This is a genomic window from Desulfomicrobium baculatum DSM 4028 (assembly GCF_000023225.1).
GTDB classification, from domain to species: Bacteria; Desulfobacterota; Desulfovibrionia; order Desulfovibrionales; family Desulfomicrobiaceae; genus Desulfomicrobium; species Desulfomicrobium baculatum.
Genome location: NC_013173.1, coordinates 2,123,265 through 2,141,175, shown reverse-complemented (window position 1 = coordinate 2,141,175; position 17,911 = coordinate 2,123,265). Strand labels below are relative to the sequence as shown.

The window sequence follows — 17,911 nt, the reverse complement described above, 5'->3', positions numbered from 1 at the left end:
ACGGCGAGGGTTTGCATCTGGCGCCTATGGAAAGGAGCGCTGCGGGGATGATGCCTCTTTATCGCTTGAGCGGGCCGTCGGACCATGTTCAGCGGCCCGTCCGGTCGTTATTCTTTCGATTCTTCCGGGCTGTGCCGGTACTGGCCGCGATGGCACTGGTATTTGCCGTGCTGGCGTGGCCGACCCGGGCGTCCGGCTCCGAAGGTCCGAGACTGGCCTGGATCCCGTTGTCCGGGCATGAAGATACGACTGGGCCGGACGCCGACCCGGAGGCGAGGGAAGTTCGAACGACGCCGGGGCAATCCTTGCTCGTTCTGGGGCCGTATCTGGAGGTCCTGGAAGACCGGGTCCACGAGTTCGACGATGTGGATCATGTGGCCGCCACGGGCCGATTCAGTCAGGTCTCCTCATCGTCCGTCAATCTGGGCATGGCGGATTCTGTTTGGTGGTTCCGGTTCACCGTCAGGCTCGACCCGGGCCAGGATTGGTATTTCGATCCCGATTGGGCCTACGTCCGGACGCTGGACTTCTACGCTCCCCTACCCGCGTCCGACGAACAGGGAGACCTCTGGCAGCTCACCTCCCACCGCTTCGGCTCGACGACTGAAGGTCGGCTCATTCCGCTCATCGCCGACGGACTGAGTCATACGTACTATTTCAGGGTGTTCAGCGAGCGCGTCTCCTTCGTCAGGCCCTCCCTGTGCGAGCGCAACCGCTGCCTCTCCGAGAACAACCTGCGCAGCCTGGCCTTTGGCGCCTTCGTGGCGGTGCTGGCTGCCATGATCGTCTACAACTTCGTTATTTTCATCTACATCCGGGACAGGTCCTACCTCTGGTTCGTCGTGTTCCATGTCGCGCTGCTGGGGTACTTCTCCAACAAGATGTGGACGCCGTTTTTCAGCTACGAACTCCAGCCCCTGGTCGCCGCGACGTCCATCAACTTTTGCGCCATCGCCATGTGCCTGTTTCTGCGTGATTTTTTGGAGACAGGCCGATTCCATCCCGCGTGGGACAGGTTGCTCTTGGCTTGCGTCTTTCCAACGGGCGCCCTCGTCGTCTTGGGGCCGTTTTTGCCTTCCTCGCACATGCACACGATGTTCAATCTCGTCTTCAACGTGGCGGTGTTCCTGATGGGTTTTGGCGTCATCCTGTCCAGCTGTCTCAAGGGGCGCTGGCCCGGATGCATTCTGCTCATGGCCTGGAGCCTGGTTTCGGTGCTCTTCTTCATTTTTGTCGCCACGGTCGTCGGATGGTCCAACCTGGGCTATTCCATGGGTTTCAATCTGGCGCTGGCCGCCGAGGCCGTGCTCATGTCCCTGCCGTTGGCCTACCGCATAAGGCAGCTCAAGCTGGAGCGCGAGGCCTCGGCCATGGCCGCCCGGGCCAAGAATCTTTTTCTGGCCCGCATGAGCCATGAGATACGCACGCCCATGGCCGCCATTCTGGGCTTCACCGACATCGCCCTGCGCATGCAGTGCTGTGATCAGGTCCGGCAGTACCTTCTTAAAGTGAAGGTCTCGGCCGGACACTTGCTGGGATTAATCAACGAGATTTTGGATTTGGCAAAGATCGAGGCGGGTAAGCTGGATGTGGAACACAAGTCCTTCGATCTGCTCTGCCTGGCACGTGAAGTGTGCGAAATCGTCGCGCCCATGGCCGAGAAAAATGGCAACGAACTGCTGCTCGAAGCGGATCCGGACTTACCCGTCCACGTGTTCGGAGACCCCATGCGGCTGCGGCAGGTGCTGGTGAATCTTGCTGGAAATGCCGTCAAATTCACCAAGAATGGTGAAGTCCGCATTGCGATGGGGTTTGCCAAGGCTGTTCCGGGCGCTGCGTACGCAGTGGACGCGCATGCGTTTTCATCAGGCAGACAGCGGTTTCGCTTCGAGATTTCCGATACCGGCCCGGGCATCCCTGCCGAACTCATACCCCGTTTGTTTCAGGCTTTCGAACAGGGTGGCGGTGACACTGCCAGCAGATACGGCGGAGCCGGGCTTGGGCTGAACATCAGTTCCAGGCTGGTCGAGCTGATGGGTGGGGTGATCGGGTTGTCGAGCGAGCGGGGACAGGGTTCAACCTTTTGGGTCGAACTGGACCTGGCCACGGATGACAAGCCGGATTTGCCGAGGCCCACGGTGTTCCCTGATCTGATGGGGCGGGCTGTTCTCGTGGTCGACGACAATCCTGCCGCTCTGCAAAGTCTGGTCCTTTGCGTGACCCGCTTGGGCTTCGCCTGCGAAGCCGTGGGATCCGGACAGCAAGCCTTGACGGCCATGCTCCGTGACCCTGGCCGATTCTCCCTGGTCATTCTCGACTGGGACATGCCCGAACTCGACGGGCCGACAACCCTGAGCAGACTCCGGGCCACGGGCCTGCCAGATGACGTGCCGGTTTTGCTCGCGGCGCTCTCGTGCCACGAGGACCCGCAAGGGCGGGAGATTCGAGACATCGGGGCAGCGGGTCAGTTGATCAAGCCGGTCACGACGTTCGGCCTTCTCGATGCGATTATGACGGCCACGGACGCAGGCCAAAGCGACGGCGACAAAGAGGCTTCGGATGAACGAGTCCGACTTCTGGATCAGAAGCTCAACGATCTTCGCGTGCTTCTGGTCGACGACAACCTTTTCAACCAGGAAGTGGCGTGCGCCATTCTCGAAGACGTCGGCGCGGTTACGGCGGTGGCCTTTAACGGACTTGAGGCGTTGCAGCGCCTGGAGGAAGCGAAGGACCCGTATGACGTTGTGCTGATGGATATGGCCATGCCGGTCATGGATGGGCTGGAAGCCAGCCGTCGCATCCGGAGCATGGAAAAATACAGGGATTTGCCCATCATCGCCATGACCGCCAACGCCATGAAGGGTGATCGAGAGGCTTGTCTGGCCGCGGGAATGAGCGATCATCTGGCCAAACCCATAGACATCACTGAATTTTACGCGGTTTTGCGACGTTGTGTCCGATGTGAAGACGCCGGTCGGGCAGGGTAAGGTTTTATGCAAGCGGTCTTTTTATATTGCTATGTTATTGTTTTTAAAAATGAAACTGCATTATTTCGTACGATTTTTAAGTCATAAGTACATACAGATGTTTATATTTTAAATGTAAATATACATTGGTGTGTGAATTTAATTAAGTGTGCATTGTACGGTATTAATAATAAAAAGTTTTTTCATCTCATCATGTTTAAATTTCGTGTAATTATTTTGGATAAAAAATTAGATTGTGCGTAGAAATTTTTATTTTTCGTAATGTATAGCTATTTCCATTCGCTTAATTGTTGATTCTCGGTCAGCAATATCTTGAATTCAAGGAGAGTTATTAAAATTTGAATTTTTCAAATTGATTCGTTTAAAAAAATCGATTGTGTGCTTTTTTTAAACAGTATGTCGAATGCGAATAAATTTAGTCGACTTATTGTTTTATTCCATTTTTCTTAAATATTACGGAGGATGTGTCTCATGGCATGGAGAGCAGTTAGGAATACGTTGATTTTTTTGTTCATGATAATGCTTGTGATATGCGTCTCGCCGGCCCTGGTCCGGGCGAAGGATGGAGCGGGAGACGGTGTTGGCGCGGTTCCTGCTGTTTCCGGAGCCAAGAATGTAAATTCCATATTGAACAAGGCCACTGCGGAAAACGGGGTTTCGCTTCAGGCGGCCCTTCAGTCCGCCATGGACACCAATCCAACCTTTCTGAGTCGCAAACATGCGTATTCTTCCTCGCACGAAGCGTATCTGAAATCGTTCGGCGCCTTGCTGCCGCAGGTCAATGTCGTTGCCAGGGGTGGGTATCAGGTCATTCAGAACGATACGACCAGCTTCCTCTATGACGACAAGCAGGGTGAGGGCTGGACCAATGATATGAGGGTAGTCATGTCCCAGTTGCTTTTCGACGGCGGTATGACCAGTTCCAAGGTGGAAGCGGACAAGCTCCATTCGCAGTCCAAGCAGGAAGAGCTTTTCAACACGGCCGAGGACGTCGGACTGACCGCGACACAGTATTTCATGGAAGTCATTCGCAATCGGGCCCTGATCGAATTGTGTGAAAACAATATCGTCGAGCATGAAAAAATCCTTGAGCTTACCCGCATTCGATTGAACAACGGTGGCGGAACACAGGTCGACGTAAACCAGGCCGAAGCTTCTCTTGAAGAAGCGAAATCACGGTTGGTGCAGGCACGTCAGGGTCTTGAGGACGCCGAGGCGGGATATCTGAAGGTTTTCGGGAGCAAAGCGGAACAGTTGGCCATGCCAGAAAGACCGAAGCAGGCAATTCCTCCGACTCTTGAAGAAGGAATTGCTCTCGCCATGGACAACAACCGCGCCTTGAAAGCCGCGCGCTTGGCCATAAAGCAAAAGGAAAAGGAGGCTGAATCAGCGAAGGGTCTGCACCTGCCTCAGCTCTACGCCAAGCTTGCAGGGGGGCATTCCGACAATACCGGAGGGTACGAGCAGAATTATCATGACGTATCAGCCATGCTGCAACTGTCCTTCAATTTGTACAGCGGCGGGTCCCTCTCGGCTGAGATCAGAGAGGCGAAAAGCGAAGTCTCCAAGTCCGTGCAGGATGCCGAAGAAGTCCGCCGCGAGGTGGAGGAGGATGTGCGGACCGCATACAGCTTCCACCGTTCGACCTGGAAGCTGCTGCCGATTTTGCGCGACCTGACCGACGAGAATGCCGACATCGTCGTCAGTTACGCGGATCAGTTTCGCATGGGCAAGAGATCCCTTCTTGACCTTGTTTCCGCGCAGAAGAGTCTGTTCAGTTCCCAGCAGGTATATCTGAACGCCATGGCAGCGCATACGTTCTCGTATTACCGGATTTGCATGCCCATCGCGGCCCTTATGAACACTCTGGGTGTTAGCGTGCATGTTCCTGAACTGAACTAGCCCCAACTCGCACGCGGGCGAATGCGTTTTTGATTCAAGTGGAAAACGGTGCGTTTCCCGGAATGCCCTGCACCGTTTTCCATTTTTGTCGCGGAGCATGCCTTCAAGCTGCGTGCTCTTCAAGCAATACTCATGAAAGATATGGAAGTGAAAACGGTAGAGGTTCAAGCAGGTATCCAATGCCGGATCAAGGAGTTGCGTGAACGGACAGCCGTTCGGCCCGGCGATGCTTTGGCCTGGCAGCATCTCGGATTCGCCCTGCATCAATCCCGCGAGTACGAGGAAGCCTTACGGGCCTTTGAGCAGGCCGTCTTCCTCAAGGCTTCGGCGCGGGTTCAGGCCTTGCCCTACGCCTTGTCCCTGAGCGCCCTGCACCGGCACGACGAGGCCATTGCCCTGCTTGAGCCCCTGCAGGCCAAGAAACCAAAGGATTTCGACCTGATCAACCTGCTTGGGGTGATGCTCAAACGTGCCGGTCGCTTCGAGCAGGCCCTCGGCATGTTCGAGCTGGCGCGGAAACTTCGCCCGCGCCTGGTCTCCGCCTGGGTGAACACGGGTAATGTCCACGAAGCCATGGGCAATTTCCAGGCGGCGGCAGAGGCGTTCGGGGAAGCAGCACGCCTGGAGCCGCGCAATGCGGAATTATGGCGCTTGCAGGGGGCCTCGCTTTTCCGCCAGCGCCGGACCGAACCCGCCTTGCAGGCTCTGGACAGGGCCGCGAGCCTTGCCCCGGCCGATCCCGCTTCGTTCAGAACGCATGTTCAGGTGCTGGCAAAGCTGGGCAGGCATGATGAAGCCGCCGCAGCCATCGAACGTTTCCGGGCCGCGCGTCCGGGCGATCCGGAACCCGCGATCATGCTCGCCCGAATTCGGTACAATGCCGGTCGCATCGACGACGCCAGGAAGCTGCTTGCCGAAGTCCTGGCTGACGAACCCGGCCATCTGTCGGCCAACCTGCTTCTCGCGCAGACCTGCGGCGACGGGACTGCCGAAGGCAGCCGTCGCATGGCCAACGACGCCTTGCGGCGCGCCCTGGCCGCCAACCCCGATGCATGGCAGGCCGCCGAAAGGCTCGTCGACAGCCTTTCGCGCAGCCGCTACGGGAGCGAGGCGGAGCATCTGGAAGCCGCCTACGCCGTAGCCTGCGACCTGCAGGACAGGCACCCCGAGAGACGGCTTGAGACCGCACGCACGCTGCGCACGGTCTTTACGCGTTTGCTGGACATGGAGCGCATGGCGGCCACCGGCCGGCTCGGCGAGATTCTGCCGGTCTGGCAGTCGCAAGGCAAAATCTCGGCGGTGCATTACGAGCTGGGCCAGGTCCAAAGCATGGAGGACAGGGCTATGCTCGTGGAGTGGCACCGGCAGTGGGGACGCGGGGTCATCGGTGGCGTCACGCCCGTCACGCCTGCGGCCATGCCCACCATGGCTTCGAAGCGCAAGCTGCGCGTCGGCTTCATGTCCAGCGACCTGCGCAACCATCCGGTCGGCTATTTCGCCTATCCGTTGCTGTCACGCTACGACCGGGACCGGTTCGAAGTCTATTGCTACTCCTTTTACGAGGGGTCGCCCTCGCCCGCCCAAGCCCAGATCGAGAGTAAGGTCGCGGCCTACCGCTGGTGGCCGGGGCGCACCAGCGAGCAGGTGGCCGAGGGCATCGCCGTGGACGGTCTCGACATCCTTTTCGAGCTGGGCGGCTCCACGGCCATGAACAAGCTCGACGTCATGGCCTACCGTCCGGCCCGCATCGGGGCGAGCTGGCTGGGCTACCCCCATTCCGCCGGTCTGGAGACCATCGATTACATCGTGGTGGACCCGTACATCCTCCCGTCCGATCCACGTCTGCTCATCGAGCGGCCCTTCGAGCTGTCCGAGACCTGGGTTGTGGTGGGGCGCAATAACTTCGCCGACGTTCCCATCGCGGGCGGGCTTCCCGAGGATCGGCGCGGCCGCCTGACCTTCGGCACGGCCAACAATCCCTACAAGATTACCGAGGCCTGTCTCGACTGCTGGGCAGCTGTGCTGCGCCGCGTGCCTGGCTCGCATTTCCTCTTCCTGCGGCCCGAAGCCGCGACGCCGAGCTTCAAGGCCAACGCGCGGGCGGCCTTCGCGGCCCGCAACGTCGACCCGGGCCGCCTTGATTTCATCGGCGTGCGAGGAACGCACCTGCAGCACTACAACGAGATCGACATCGCCCTGGACACCCTGCCCCATGTCGGCGGCACCACGACCTGCGAAGCCCTGTGGATGGGCGTGCCCACGATCAGCCTGGTCGGGCCGGGATTTGCCGAACGCCTGTCCTATTCAAACCTTTCCAACGCCGGACTCGGCGACCTGGCCGTGTTCAGCACCGATAATTACGTGGAACAGGCGGCCATGCTGGCCGAGGACCGGACCCGACGACTGGCCCTGCGCCACGGTTTGCGCGACATGATCGCGACCAATCCGCTGGGGCAGGCTGACCGCTTTGTCCGGAATTTTTATCGCAAAATCGAGGAGGTCGTCCTGTCGTGAAAGCAGTCATCCTGGCCGGTGGACGCGGCACGCGCCTGTCCGAGGAGACGGGCTTGCGCCCCAAGCCCATGGTCGAGATCGGGGGAAGGCCCATCCTGTGGCACATCATGAAGATCTACGCCGGGCACGGCGTGCGCGATTTCATCATCTGCCTTGGCTACCGGGGCTGGCAGATCAAGGAGTATTTCCTCAATTACGCGCTGCACGCCTCGGATATCGTGGTGGATCTCGCCAGCCGTCAGGTGGAGGTCTTGCGCCCCGCCGAGGACTCCTGGCGCATCAGTCTCGTCGACACGGGGGAAAACACCCAGACCGGCGGACGGATGCGGCGCGTCGGTCATCTGCTGGCGGGGGAGGACGCCTTCTGCATGACCTACGGCGACGGCGTGGCGGATGTGGACATACGCAAGCTCATCGACTTCCATCACCGCCATGGTCACGCGGCGACAGTCACCGCCGTGTCCCCGCCCGGCCGATTCGGCTCCCTGGCCAGGGACGGGTCGCGGGTCAGCGCCTTTGTCGAAAAGCCCAACGGCGACGGCGGGAGCATCAATGGCGGCTTTTTTGTTCTTTCGCCGCAGGTGCTGGCCCGCATTGCCGCAGACGACACAGTATGGGAGGAGGAACCGCTACGCGGCCTGGCCCGCGACGGCGAACTGCATGCCTACGAACACCATGGGTTCTGGCAGCCCATGGACACGCTGCGGGACCGGGACAGGCTCGAGCGCCTCTGGGCCGAGGGCGGCGCGCCCTGGAGGAACTGGTGAACGCGCTTTCCTCCGGGTTCTGGAGCGGACGTCGCGTGCTGGTCACGGGCCACACCGGATTCAAGGGCGCCTGGCTTTGCCTCATGCTGCATGCCCTCGGCGCGAAAGTGTCGGGGATCTCCCTGCCGCCGGTCCGCCACCGAACCTATGATCTGCTGGGCGTGTCCACCCGGATGCGACGTTCCTATGCGGCCGACATCCGCGTGCCGGCGCTGGTGGAGAAGATCACGCAAAAGGCGCGTCCCGAGATCGTTTTCCATCTGGCCGCGCAAGCCCTGGTGGGGGAGGGGTATCGCGACCCAGGCGGCACCTTCGCCACCAACGTGACGGGCACGGCGCATCTGCTGCAGGCGCTGCGCGGTCAGCGCGACGTCGCGGCGGCGGTGATCGTCACCTCGGACAAGGTGTATCGCAACGACAACACGGGGCGGCCCTTCCGGGAGGACGATCCACTGGGCGGCGTTGATCCCTACAGCGCTTCCAAGGCCGCGGCCGAATCGGCCGTGACAGTCTGGCGACATTCCTACATGGACGAGATGCCGCCCATGGCCACGGCCCGCGCCGGTAACGTCATCGGCGGCGGGGATTTCGCCCGTGAGCGTCTGGTGCCGGATCTGGTGCGAGCCCAGAGAAGGGGTAGCCCTCTTGTGTTGCGGAGTCCAGACGCCACGCGCCCATTCCAGCATGTGCTGGATGTGCTGCGCGGCTATCTGTTGCTGGCCCAGGCCCTGGCCGCAGGTTCCCTTGTGCCGGCGGCCCTCAACTTCGGCCCGCGGGACGCCGAGTTGCGGGTGCGGGATCTGATTCATCACTGGGAGGCCGCGACGGGCCGATCGGTGCGCTGGGAAACCACAGGCGCTTCCGTCATCGCCGAACAGCGGCGGCTGGCCTTGGACAGCAGCCTCGCGCGGCGCGTTCTGGGATGGACTCCCTTTCACGACACGTCAGGCGCCATCGCCAGGACCGCGCAGTGGTATGCCGCCTGGGCCAGAGGCGTGGACATGGGCGTCTACTCGGAAGACGAAGTCGGCAAAGCGTTGTCCCCCTCGGCAGCGCAGGAGCAGGCATGAGAGGCGAGGCACGACCCGTGACAGCCTGCCGCTCCTGCGGAGGTTCCCTCGGTGCCACATTCTGCGATCTGGGCCGGATGCCCCTGGCCAATTCCTATCTGCCCCCCGGCGCTGACCTTGAGGCCGAGCCGAGCTTTCCACTGCGGGCCGTGGTTTGCGACGAATGTCGCATGGTGCAGCTTGACGCCGTTGTCGATGCCCAGGGCATCTTTTCGGACTACGCCTATTTTTCCTCGACGTCCGAGTCATGGCTGGAGCACGCCCGTCGCTACTCTGCGGAAATGATGCGGCGGCTCGGACTGAACAGCCGGAGTCTGGTGATCGAGGCGGCCAGCAACGACGGCTACCTGCTCCGCAATTTCGTGGCTGCGGGGGTGCCCTGTCTGGGCGTGGAACCGGCCGCCAACATCGCCTGGGTAGCGCGAGAGAGCGGGGTGCCGACGGAAACGGCCTTTCTTGGCGCGGACAGCGCGGATGACCTGCTGGCGCGGCTGGGTCGGCATGCCGATCTGGTCATTGCCAACAACGTGCTCGCGCATGTGCCCGATGTGAACGATTTCGTCGCCGGTCTGGCGCGATTGGCCGGACCGCAAGGGATGGTCTCCATTGAGGCCCCGCATCTGCTGCGCATGGTCGAAGGCGTGCAATTCGACACCATCTATCACGAGCATTACGCCTATTGGTCTTTTCTGGCCATGGAGCGACTGCTCGCGAGGCACGGTCTCCACGTCGCCCGGGTCGAGGAACTGCCCACTCACGGAGGATCGCTGCGGGTGTTGGCCTGTGCCCGGGCCGCGTCCTCCTCGCCCGGATCGGCGCTGGCGATGCGTGAGTTGGAACTGCGTCGGGGGCTTGGCGGCGACGCCTTCTACAGGGGCTTTGACCAACGCGTCCGGCTCGCGCTGGATGATTTTCAAAGCTGGATGTCCCAGAGCCGGGAGCAGGGACTCCGGGTCGCGGCGTATGGCGCGGCGGCCAAGGGCAACACATTCCTGAACGCGGCTGGAGTGAAGGCGGACGGCATCTTGGCTGTGGCCGATCGCAATCCCGTCAAACAAGGGCGGCTTTTGCCCGGCAGCCATATTCCGGTCGTTTCTCCCGAGGAGCTAATGGCCCTGGCTCCGGACGACATCCTGATCCTGCCCTGGAACATCGCCCGTGAAATCGTGAAGAGTCTGCGCGGCGCGGGATTCCGTGGCCGTTTGCTGACCGCCGTGCCACGAATGGAGGTGCGCTGATGCGCATCCTGCCGACACCCATTGGCGGACTCCATCAGATTGAAGGGGAGGCGCATCGTGATGCAAGGGGCTTTTTTCTGCGTACCTGGTGCCGGGAGGCGTTTCTGGCCGCTGGCATCGATTTTTTTCCCGTGCAGACGAGCCTCTCGGCGAATATCCGTCGCCATACTTTGCGCGGCATGCATTACCAGGTTTCACCCGCCCGCGAACGCAAGCTGGTCCGCTGCCTGCACGGCCGCATCCTTGATGTGGTGGTCGATCTGCGGGACGGCTCGCCCACGCGTTTGCGGCATTGGGCGGTCAACCTGTGTTCCGATGCGGGCAACGCCCTTTTTATCCCCGAAGGATGCGCCCACGGTTTCATGACCCTGACCGACGGGGCGCTGGTCGAATACATGATGGACGCGCCTCACGCCCCGGAGCACGCACGTGGGCTGCGCTGGGACGACCCGGCCCTGGGGTTGTCGTGGCCGGCCAGACCCGTGGTGATTTCCCTGCGTGACCGCAGCTGGCCCGGCCATGTCTGAACGGGTGCTGGTGACCGGAGGAAGCGGCTTCGTGGGGCTGCCTCTCGTGGCCGCGTTGGCGGCCGAAGGGGCGTGGGTAGAGGCTCTGGGATGCCGGAATGTCGGGCCCGAATTGCCCGGCGTGCGCTGGCACCGGGTGGATCTGCATCACTCCGGGGATGTTCGTCTCCTGCTGCGCGAGCTGAGGCCCGCTGTGCTGGTGCACTGCGCCTGGAATGTGGAGCATGGCCGGTTCTGGTCCGCGCCGGATAACCGGGTTTGGCTGGACGTCTCCTTCGAACTGGCGATGCGGTTCTTCGAGACGGGCGGACGGCGCTTCGTCGGCATCGGCACTTGCGCCGAATACGCGAGTCAGGATCTGAACGACAACATGCCCTGGTCCGAGAGCCGCAAAATTGATCCCTGCACCCTCTATGGCCAGTCCAAGGCCGAACTGTGGCGCAGACTCCTTGCCCTGGCCGAAAGGCGTCCTGGCGCTCAGGCGTCCTGGGCGCGCCTCTTTCATCTCTTCGGAGCGGGCGAACACCCGGAGCGGCTTGTGTCCTCAATCATTCGTTCCGTGCTCGCCGGTCGAGAGGCGTGTTGCGGGTCCGGGCGCCTGGTCCGCGATTTTTCAAGCGTCTGGTTTGTCGCCGGGGCGCTGGCCGCACTGGCCCGCTCCCGAGTGACAGGCCCCGTCAATGTCGGCTGCGGACAGCCCCGCTCCATTGCCGCCCTGTCCAGGCAGGTCGCCCGGTTCGCCGGACGACCCGACCTATTGCGCCTTGGAGCCTTGCCGGACAGGCCGAACGATGTCCCGGTCATGGTGGCCGACACCAAGCGCCTGCGGCTTGAAGTCGGTCATAGTCAGCGGCCAGTCATAGAAGACGATCTGCGACGCCTGATCTCTCTGTATCGATTGCAAAATTCCTAGTTTTCTGCCGGAACGCGGTGGGGCTCCAATTTTTTTCAAATGAATAAAAAATTTGGGTTCAATGGCTCGTACAGTTCAAACGTGATGTGTATTTCGGAGTATTATAGTCCGCATTTAGCTATCAATCTGATGTGCGCCTGGTGCGTGAAAACGTACATACTGCAATCCATGCCCATAATTTGCATCCACAATTTTCTCTTGTTGGTATATGAGATGTTTTCGAGACAGGTATAGGCTGATTGCAGCACGCGCTTGCGTTTGCCTGTTCTGTTGCGTTATCTTCTCGGATATCAAACAGGAGGTTTGTCGTATGCGAATGAAAAAACAGGATTCCGGCGGTTGGAATCCTTACCTTGCCGGAGCCCTGGTGGGCGTGCTGGCCATCCTTTCGGCGTATGCCACCACAGCGTGGCTCGGAAAAACCAGCTACCTGGGGGCCTCGACCACCTTCGTGCGCGGCGCGGGCGTCATCGAGCAGCAGATCGTGCCCGAACGGGTGCAGGCCAATGAATATTTCACCCAGCAGAAAATCAAGATCGACTGGCAGTTCATGCTGGTTCTGGGCATATTTGTGGGGTCGCTCATAGCTTCAGGCACTGATAAGAGCTTCAAACTCGAAAGCGTGCCCCCGATCTGGGAGAAGCGCTTCGGTCCATCCGTCGGAAAACGTGCCATCGGTGCATTTCTGGGCGGCATCGTGGCCATGATAGGGGCGCGCATGGCCGACGGCTGCCCCAGCGGACATGGCCTGAGCGGCATGATGCAGCTTTCCGTCAGCGGTATGGTGGCCCTGACCATGTTCTTTGTCGTCGGCATAATCGTGGCGGCTTTCATTTACGGAAGGAGGTCATGATGGGCAACGATCAGATTTTGGGACTGGTCACCGGTATCCTCTTCGGCTTTCTGTTGCAAAAGGGGCGGGTATTGCGCTTCGAGAAGCAGATCGGAGCCATGCTCCTCAAAGATATGACCATCCTCAAGTTCATGCTCTCGGCCATCATCGTGGGCATGGTCGGGATAGAGGTATTGTCCAGCGCGGGCGTCATCACCATGAGTCACAAGCCTATGAACGTGGGCGCGATCCTTGTCGGCGGGGCCCTGTTCGGCGCGGGCTGGGCGGTCATGGGCTACTGCCCGGGAACCTCCGTGGGAGCCCTGGGCGAAGGGCGCTGGCACGCCATTTTCGCCATCGCAGGGATGGTTACGGGTGCGGCCATTTACGCGGAGCTATATCCTTTTTTCAAGACTACGGTGCTGGCCTGGGCGGACTTCGGCAAGATCGGACTGCCGGAAGCCCTTGGCGTCTCGCCCTGGGTCGTGATCATCGTGTTCATCTGCGTCGTGCTGGGGCTTTTCCGCTGGTTTGAAAGCAAGGGGTTGTAGGCGGTTTTGATCGGAAGTTGCGTTGCGGCGGTCGGCCCGGTTCCGTCATGGCCTTGAACTTCGTTCCGGCTTTGTGATGTATCATCGCAGGTTGTGAACGCACAAAACAAAGGTCCACCAGTAGCCGCTCCAACTCCCCTCCTGCCAAGGAGGGGTGCCCGAAGGGCGGAGTGGTTGACTTCAAATTGTGCGGCAGTCGGCCCGATGCCGTCATGGCCTTGGCGTCCCCGGAACTCCTTCTCCGGCCTCGTAGAGTTGAATCGTTGCGTGCAGGACGGGAAAGCGAGGCCAAGCATCAGGCAACGATTCAACAAACGATGCTTGGCTCAGTCAGACAGCAGGCGCCCCCCAAGACCATGACGGCACCGGGCCTTGAACTTCGTTCCGGTTTTGTGATGTATCATCTGAGATCGCGAACGCACAAAGCTTAAAGGTCCGCCAGTAGCCTCTCCAACTCCCCTCCTGCCAAGGAGGGGTGCCCGAAGGGCGGGGTGGTTGACTTCAAGTTGTTCGGCGGTCGGCCAGATGCCGTCATGGCCTTGGAGCCCGCCGGAACTCCTTCTCCGGCCTCGTAGAGTTGAATCGTTGCGTGCAGGACGGGAAAGCGAGGCCAAGCATCAGGCAACGATTCAACAAACGATGCCTGGCTCAGTCAGACAGCCGACGCGCCCCAAGACCATGACGGCATCGGGCCTTGAGCTTCGTTACGACTTTGTGTCGTATGCAGCAGGTTTAGGGAAGAAGGAGCATTCTGACTCTTGTGAAATGAAAAAGCGCCTCCGGCCGAGATTCGGCTGGAGGCGCTTGATGTTTTGTGGGTGTGCGCGTCTAGTACTTGATTGAAGAAAAGCGCATCAGCTTGTCCCACTGGTGGGTGGAGGTGATGCGGCGGATGGTGCCGGTCTTGCCGCGCAGGACCAGGGAGTGGGTGGTCGCGCCGGTGCCGCTGTACGACACGCCGCCCAGGAACGTTCCGCCGGAGATGCCCGTGGCCGCGAAGAAGACGTTGTCGTCGCAAACAAGGGTGTCCGTGGTCAGGATCTGCGTCAGGTCCAGGCCGAAGTCGAGCACGTTCTTGCGTTCGTCCTCGGACTGGGGGTCGAACTGGGCCAGGATCTCCCCGCCCAGGGCTTTGATGGCGCAGGCCGCCAGTACCCCTTCGGGAGTGCCGCCGGTGCCGAACATCATGTCCACATTGGATGACGGGTCCACGGCCATGAGCGCCCCGGCCACGTCGCCGTCGGTGTGCAACTGGATGCGTGCCCCTGCGGCGCGGATCTGGGTGATGAGGTCCTTGTGGCGGGGCTTGTCGAGAACAAAAACCACCAGATCCTCGACCTTCTTGCCCAGGGCCTTGGCCGTGACCTCAAGGTTGTGGGCCACGGGCGCGTTCATGTCCACCATGCCCTTGGCCGCTGCCGGGACCACGAGTTTCTTCATGTAATAGCTCGGGCCCGGATTGAACATGGTCCCGGCCGGAGCCAGGCCGACCACGGCGATGGCGTTGGGGCGTCCATAGGCCAAGAGGTTGGTGCCCTCCACCGGGTCCACAGCCACGTCCACGGCCGCGCCCCGGCCCGTGCCGATGCGCTCGCCGTTGTAGAGCATGGGGGCTTCGTCCTTCTCGCCTTCGCCGATGACGATGCGACCGTCGATATCAAGGGTGTTGAAGGACAGGCGCATGGCGTCCACGGCCGCTCCGTCGCCCTCATTCTTGGCGCCCTTGCCCAACCAGCGGGCCGAGGCCAGGGCCGCGGCTTCCGTGACCCGGACCAGGTCCATGGCCAGATTTCGTTGCGGGGCTTCCATGCTATTCCCTTATGAATTTGATCAGGTTGGCGGTGGTGAATCCGTATTTTTCCTTCAGCACCCCGGCCGGAGCCGAGGCTCCGAAGTGGTTGATGCCCCATACCTTTCCATCCAGCCCAACGTATTTGTACCACAGGTCCGTGCGTCCGGCTTCGATGGCCACGCGGCGGGTGATGGAGCGGGGCATGACGGCTTCGCGGTACTCGGCGCTCTGCTCGTCGAAAAGTTCCATGCTGGGCACAGACACGACGCGGATTTTCAGCTCCGAACACGCCTCGGCCGCTTCCACGGCCAGATGCACTTCCGAGCCGGAAGCCAGCAGCAGCATTTCCGGGGCCGCGCCTTCGGGGTCGCGGACCACGTAGGCGCCCTTGCCCACATGCTCTTCCAAAGGCTGGGGCAGCTCCAGCACGGGCAGGCCCTGGCGGGTGAAGATGAGCACCGAGGGGCGGGACTTCTGCTTCAGGGCCACGGCCATGCATGCCGCGCTTTCGCGTGCGTCGGCGGGGCGCAGCACCAGCAGGTTCGGGATCAGCCGCAGGGAGCTGACATGCTCGATGGGCTGGTGGGTCGGTCCGTCTTCGCCGACGAAAAAGGAATCGTGGGTAAAGACGTGCAACACCGGCAGGTGCTGCAGGGCGGACATGCGGATGGCGTTGCGCTCGTAGTCGGAGAAGACCAGGAAGGTCGCGCCGAAGGGAACGATGCCGCCGTGCAGGGCCAGACCGTTCAGGATAGCGCCCATGGGGAACTCGCGCACGCCGAAGCAGAGGTTGCGGCCCAGGGCATTGGTCGTGGCGTTGAAAATGCCCACGGTTTCACGGAACTTGACGGTCTGGTTGGACGGGTCGAGGTCCGCCGAGCCGCCCATGAGCGTGGGCAGCTGCTCCATCATGGCTCCGAGGCACGCCCCGAAAGCCTTGCGCGTGGCCACGCCGGCACCGGATTCAAATTCGGGCCAGTTCAGGCTGCGCTGGCAGGCCGGGGTGGTCGCGTTTTCCCATTTGGCCGCGAAGGCCGAATCGGCGAGTTTTGCTGCCAGGGCCTTGTCCCAGGCCTGGCGGCCGTTGCGCAGGGCCGCGAAGCGGGAGCGGAAGGTATCGAGCACATCATCGGGCAGGTGGAATTCCTCGTCGGGCAGGCCGAGCTTGATCTTGGTGGCCTTGATTTCCGCTTCCGGCAGGGGGGATCCGTGAGTGGATTCGCTTCCTTCCAGGGTGGCGCAGCCCTTGGCCATGGTCGTATGGCCGATGATCAGGGTCGGCTTGGAGGTTTCGGCCTGACCGGCCAGGATGGCCTTGCGGATCTGTTCGTGATCATGGCCGTCGATCTCGATGACCTGCCAGCGCATGCTCTCGAAGAGAGCCTTGTGGTCGATGTTGTCAACCCGGCAGGTCGGACCGGCCAGCTGAATCTTGTTGCTGTCATAGTAGGCGATGAGCCTGCCCAGTCCCCACTGGCCGAAAAGGGCCGCGCTGCCAAGACAAATGGGCTCCTGCACGTCGCCGTCGGAAACCAGCACGTAGGTGAAGTGTCCGGCGCTCTCGGCGTCCAGATATTCGCGCAGAAAGGCTTCGGCCACGGCCATGCCGCCGGCCATGGCGAATCCCTGGCCGAGTGGCCCTGTGGTGGCTTCGACTCCGTCGGTCATGTCGTGCTCGGGGTGTCCCGGGGTCTTGCTGCCAAACTGGCGGAACGCCTTGAGATCCTCGACGCCAAGGTTGCCCTGCAAGGTCAGCAGGGCGTAAAGCAGGGCGGATTCATGACCCGCGGACAGCACAAAGCGGTCGCGGTTGAACCATTTGGCGTCCTTGGGGTCGAAGCTCAGGAACTCCTTGAACAGGACATAGGCATAGTCGGCCGAAGACATGGCCCCGCCGGGATGGCCGGAGTTGGAGGCGCGGACCGTGTCCATGATCAGGCCCTTGATGACGTTGACGGCCTTGGTATCTATTGGGGAAGCGTTGGTGGTCATGATGGTTCTCGTGATGTGCGATAAAGGCGTTATGATGGTTGATGTGAAGGGGTCTGCCGGTCGATCAGGTCCACGCGGCGCTGGTGGCGTCCGCCCTCGAACTCGGTGCCGAGGAACGCGTCGGCGATGGCCTTGGCCAGGTCCACGCCGATGATGCGTTCGCCCATGCACAGCACATTGGCGTCGTTGTGCATGCGGCTCATGCGGGCCATGTACTCGTTGGCGCACAGGGCGGCGCGGATGCCCTCGAAGCGGTTGGCGGTGATGGATACGCCGATGCCGGAGCCGCAGATAAGGATGCCGGTGGCTTTAAGCGCGATCACTTCCGTGGCCAATTTTCCCGCGATGTTCGGGTAGTCGCAGCTCTCCAGAGAGTGGGTGCCGACATCGACGGTGTCAAAGCGCCCTGCGAGGTGCTCCATCAGAATGTTCTTGAGGCCGAAGCCTGCGTGGTCGGAGCCGAAGATGATGGTGCGCATCTAGACCTCGGTGCCGGGTTTTTCAGCGCGATTCTTGACATATTCGGACCGGGTAGAGGCAAGTTCCTGTTCCAGATGAGCGATTTCTTCCTGCAGGAAGCTGATCTGCTTCAGGGTCAGGTCATTGTCGCTTGCCTTGGGGTCGAAGGTTTCGCCCTTGGTCTGACTTGCGGCATAGCTTTTGCCCAGGTTCTGATATTCCTCGGCCAGACGTTTCTCCATCTGCCGGATTTCCCAGCGCCGAAAGCCTTTGATGAATACCCACTTGCCCTCGCTGGCAAGGAGCTTGAAACCGTTGGTGACGGGTTTTAACGTGTCTTTGAGCATTCACTCCCTCCAATGAAGTT

14 protein-coding genes are annotated in these 17,911 nt (G+C 61.0%); 10 read left to right on the top strand and 4 right to left on the bottom strand.

What is annotated here, in order from left to right; translation table 11 throughout:
• The first annotated feature begins 149 nt into the window (after window positions 1–149).
• From DBAC_RS17915 to DBAC_RS09355, 10 genes are all read left to right on the top strand, one after another.
• Window positions 150–2,987 carry a hybrid sensor histidine kinase/response regulator gene (locus tag DBAC_RS17915; protein ID WP_167320930.1) on the top strand — a complete coding sequence of 946 codons (2,838 nt, stop codon included), beginning with the start codon at window positions 150–152 and terminating at the stop codon, window positions 2,985–2,987.
• A gap of 462 nt (window positions 2,988–3,449) precedes the next feature.
• Window positions 3,450–4,889, top strand: a complete 1,440-nt coding sequence (locus DBAC_RS09395) for a TolC family outer membrane protein (RefSeq protein WP_323740351.1) — start codon at window positions 3,450–3,452, stop codon at window positions 4,887–4,889.
• 132 nt (window positions 4,890–5,021) lie between these two features.
• Window positions 5,022–7,403, top strand: a complete 2,382-nt coding sequence (locus DBAC_RS09390) for a tetratricopeptide repeat protein (protein ID WP_015774056.1) — start codon at window positions 5,022–5,024, stop codon at window positions 7,401–7,403.
• Window positions 7,400–8,170 carry a glucose-1-phosphate cytidylyltransferase gene (gene rfbF, locus DBAC_RS09385; protein ID WP_015774055.1) on the top strand — a complete coding sequence of 257 codons (771 nt, stop codon included), beginning with the start codon at window positions 7,400–7,402 and terminating at the stop codon, window positions 8,168–8,170. The genes DBAC_RS09390 and rfbF overlap by 4 nt, the downstream gene beginning before the upstream one ends.
• Window positions 8,167–9,240, top strand: coding sequence for a CDP-glucose 4,6-dehydratase (rfbG, locus tag DBAC_RS09380; RefSeq protein ID WP_015774054.1), 1,074 nt, complete (start codon window positions 8,167–8,169; stop codon window positions 9,238–9,240). The genes rfbF and rfbG overlap by 4 nt, the downstream gene beginning before the upstream one ends.
• Window positions 9,237–10,478 (top strand): class I SAM-dependent methyltransferase, encoded by a 1,242-nt coding sequence (locus DBAC_RS09375; RefSeq protein ID WP_015774053.1) that lies wholly within the window; start codon window positions 9,237–9,239, stop codon window positions 10,476–10,478. Before rfbG ends, DBAC_RS09375 begins: the two co-directional genes overlap by 4 nt.
• The gene (locus DBAC_RS09370) at window positions 10,478–11,005 is read left to right on the top strand and encodes a dTDP-4-dehydrorhamnose 3,5-epimerase family protein (protein ID WP_015774052.1); all 528 of its coding nucleotides are present in this window, start codon (window positions 10,478–10,480) and stop codon (window positions 11,003–11,005) included. The genes DBAC_RS09375 and DBAC_RS09370 overlap by 1 nt, the downstream gene beginning before the upstream one ends.
• Window positions 10,998–11,918 (top strand): NAD-dependent epimerase/dehydratase family protein, encoded by a 921-nt coding sequence (locus DBAC_RS09365; RefSeq protein ID WP_015774051.1) that lies wholly within the window; start codon window positions 10,998–11,000, stop codon window positions 11,916–11,918. The genes DBAC_RS09370 and DBAC_RS09365 overlap by 8 nt, the downstream gene beginning before the upstream one ends.
• Before the next feature lie 316 nt (window positions 11,919–12,234).
• The gene (locus DBAC_RS09360) at window positions 12,235–12,771 is read left to right on the top strand and encodes a YeeE/YedE thiosulfate transporter family protein (protein ID WP_218915611.1); all 537 of its coding nucleotides are present in this window, start codon (window positions 12,235–12,237) and stop codon (window positions 12,769–12,771) included.
• Window positions 12,771–13,301 (top strand): YeeE/YedE thiosulfate transporter family protein, encoded by a 531-nt coding sequence (locus DBAC_RS09355; RefSeq protein WP_015774049.1) that lies wholly within the window; start codon window positions 12,771–12,773, stop codon window positions 13,299–13,301. Before DBAC_RS09360 ends, DBAC_RS09355 begins: the two co-directional genes overlap by 1 nt.
• 828 nt (window positions 13,302–14,129) lie before the next feature.
• Here the strand turns inward: DBAC_RS09355 and glpX are convergent.
• Genes glpX through DBAC_RS09335 form a run of 4 tightly spaced genes read right to left on the bottom strand, consistent with a single transcriptional unit; the run spans window position 14,130 to window position 17,891 of the window.
• Window positions 14,130–15,110, bottom strand: a complete 981-nt coding sequence (gene glpX, locus DBAC_RS09350; RefSeq protein ID WP_015774048.1) for a class II fructose-bisphosphatase — start codon at window positions 15,108–15,110, stop codon at window positions 14,130–14,132.
• 1 nt (window position 15,111) lies between these two features.
• The gene (gene tkt, locus DBAC_RS09345; RefSeq protein ID WP_015774047.1) at window positions 15,112–17,085 is read right to left on the bottom strand and encodes a transketolase; all 1,974 of its coding nucleotides are present in this window, start codon (window positions 17,083–17,085) and stop codon (window positions 15,112–15,114) included.
• A gap of 29 nt (window positions 17,086–17,114) precedes the next feature.
• The gene (gene rpiB, locus DBAC_RS09340) at window positions 17,115–17,564 is read right to left on the bottom strand and encodes a ribose 5-phosphate isomerase B (protein WP_015774046.1); all 450 of its coding nucleotides are present in this window, start codon (window positions 17,562–17,564) and stop codon (window positions 17,115–17,117) included.
• On the bottom strand, window positions 17,565–17,891 hold the full coding sequence (locus DBAC_RS09335; protein ID WP_015774045.1) for a hypothetical protein: 327 nt from the start codon (window positions 17,889–17,891) through the stop codon (window positions 17,565–17,567).
• Between the last annotated feature and the right edge of the window lie 20 nt (window positions 17,892–17,911).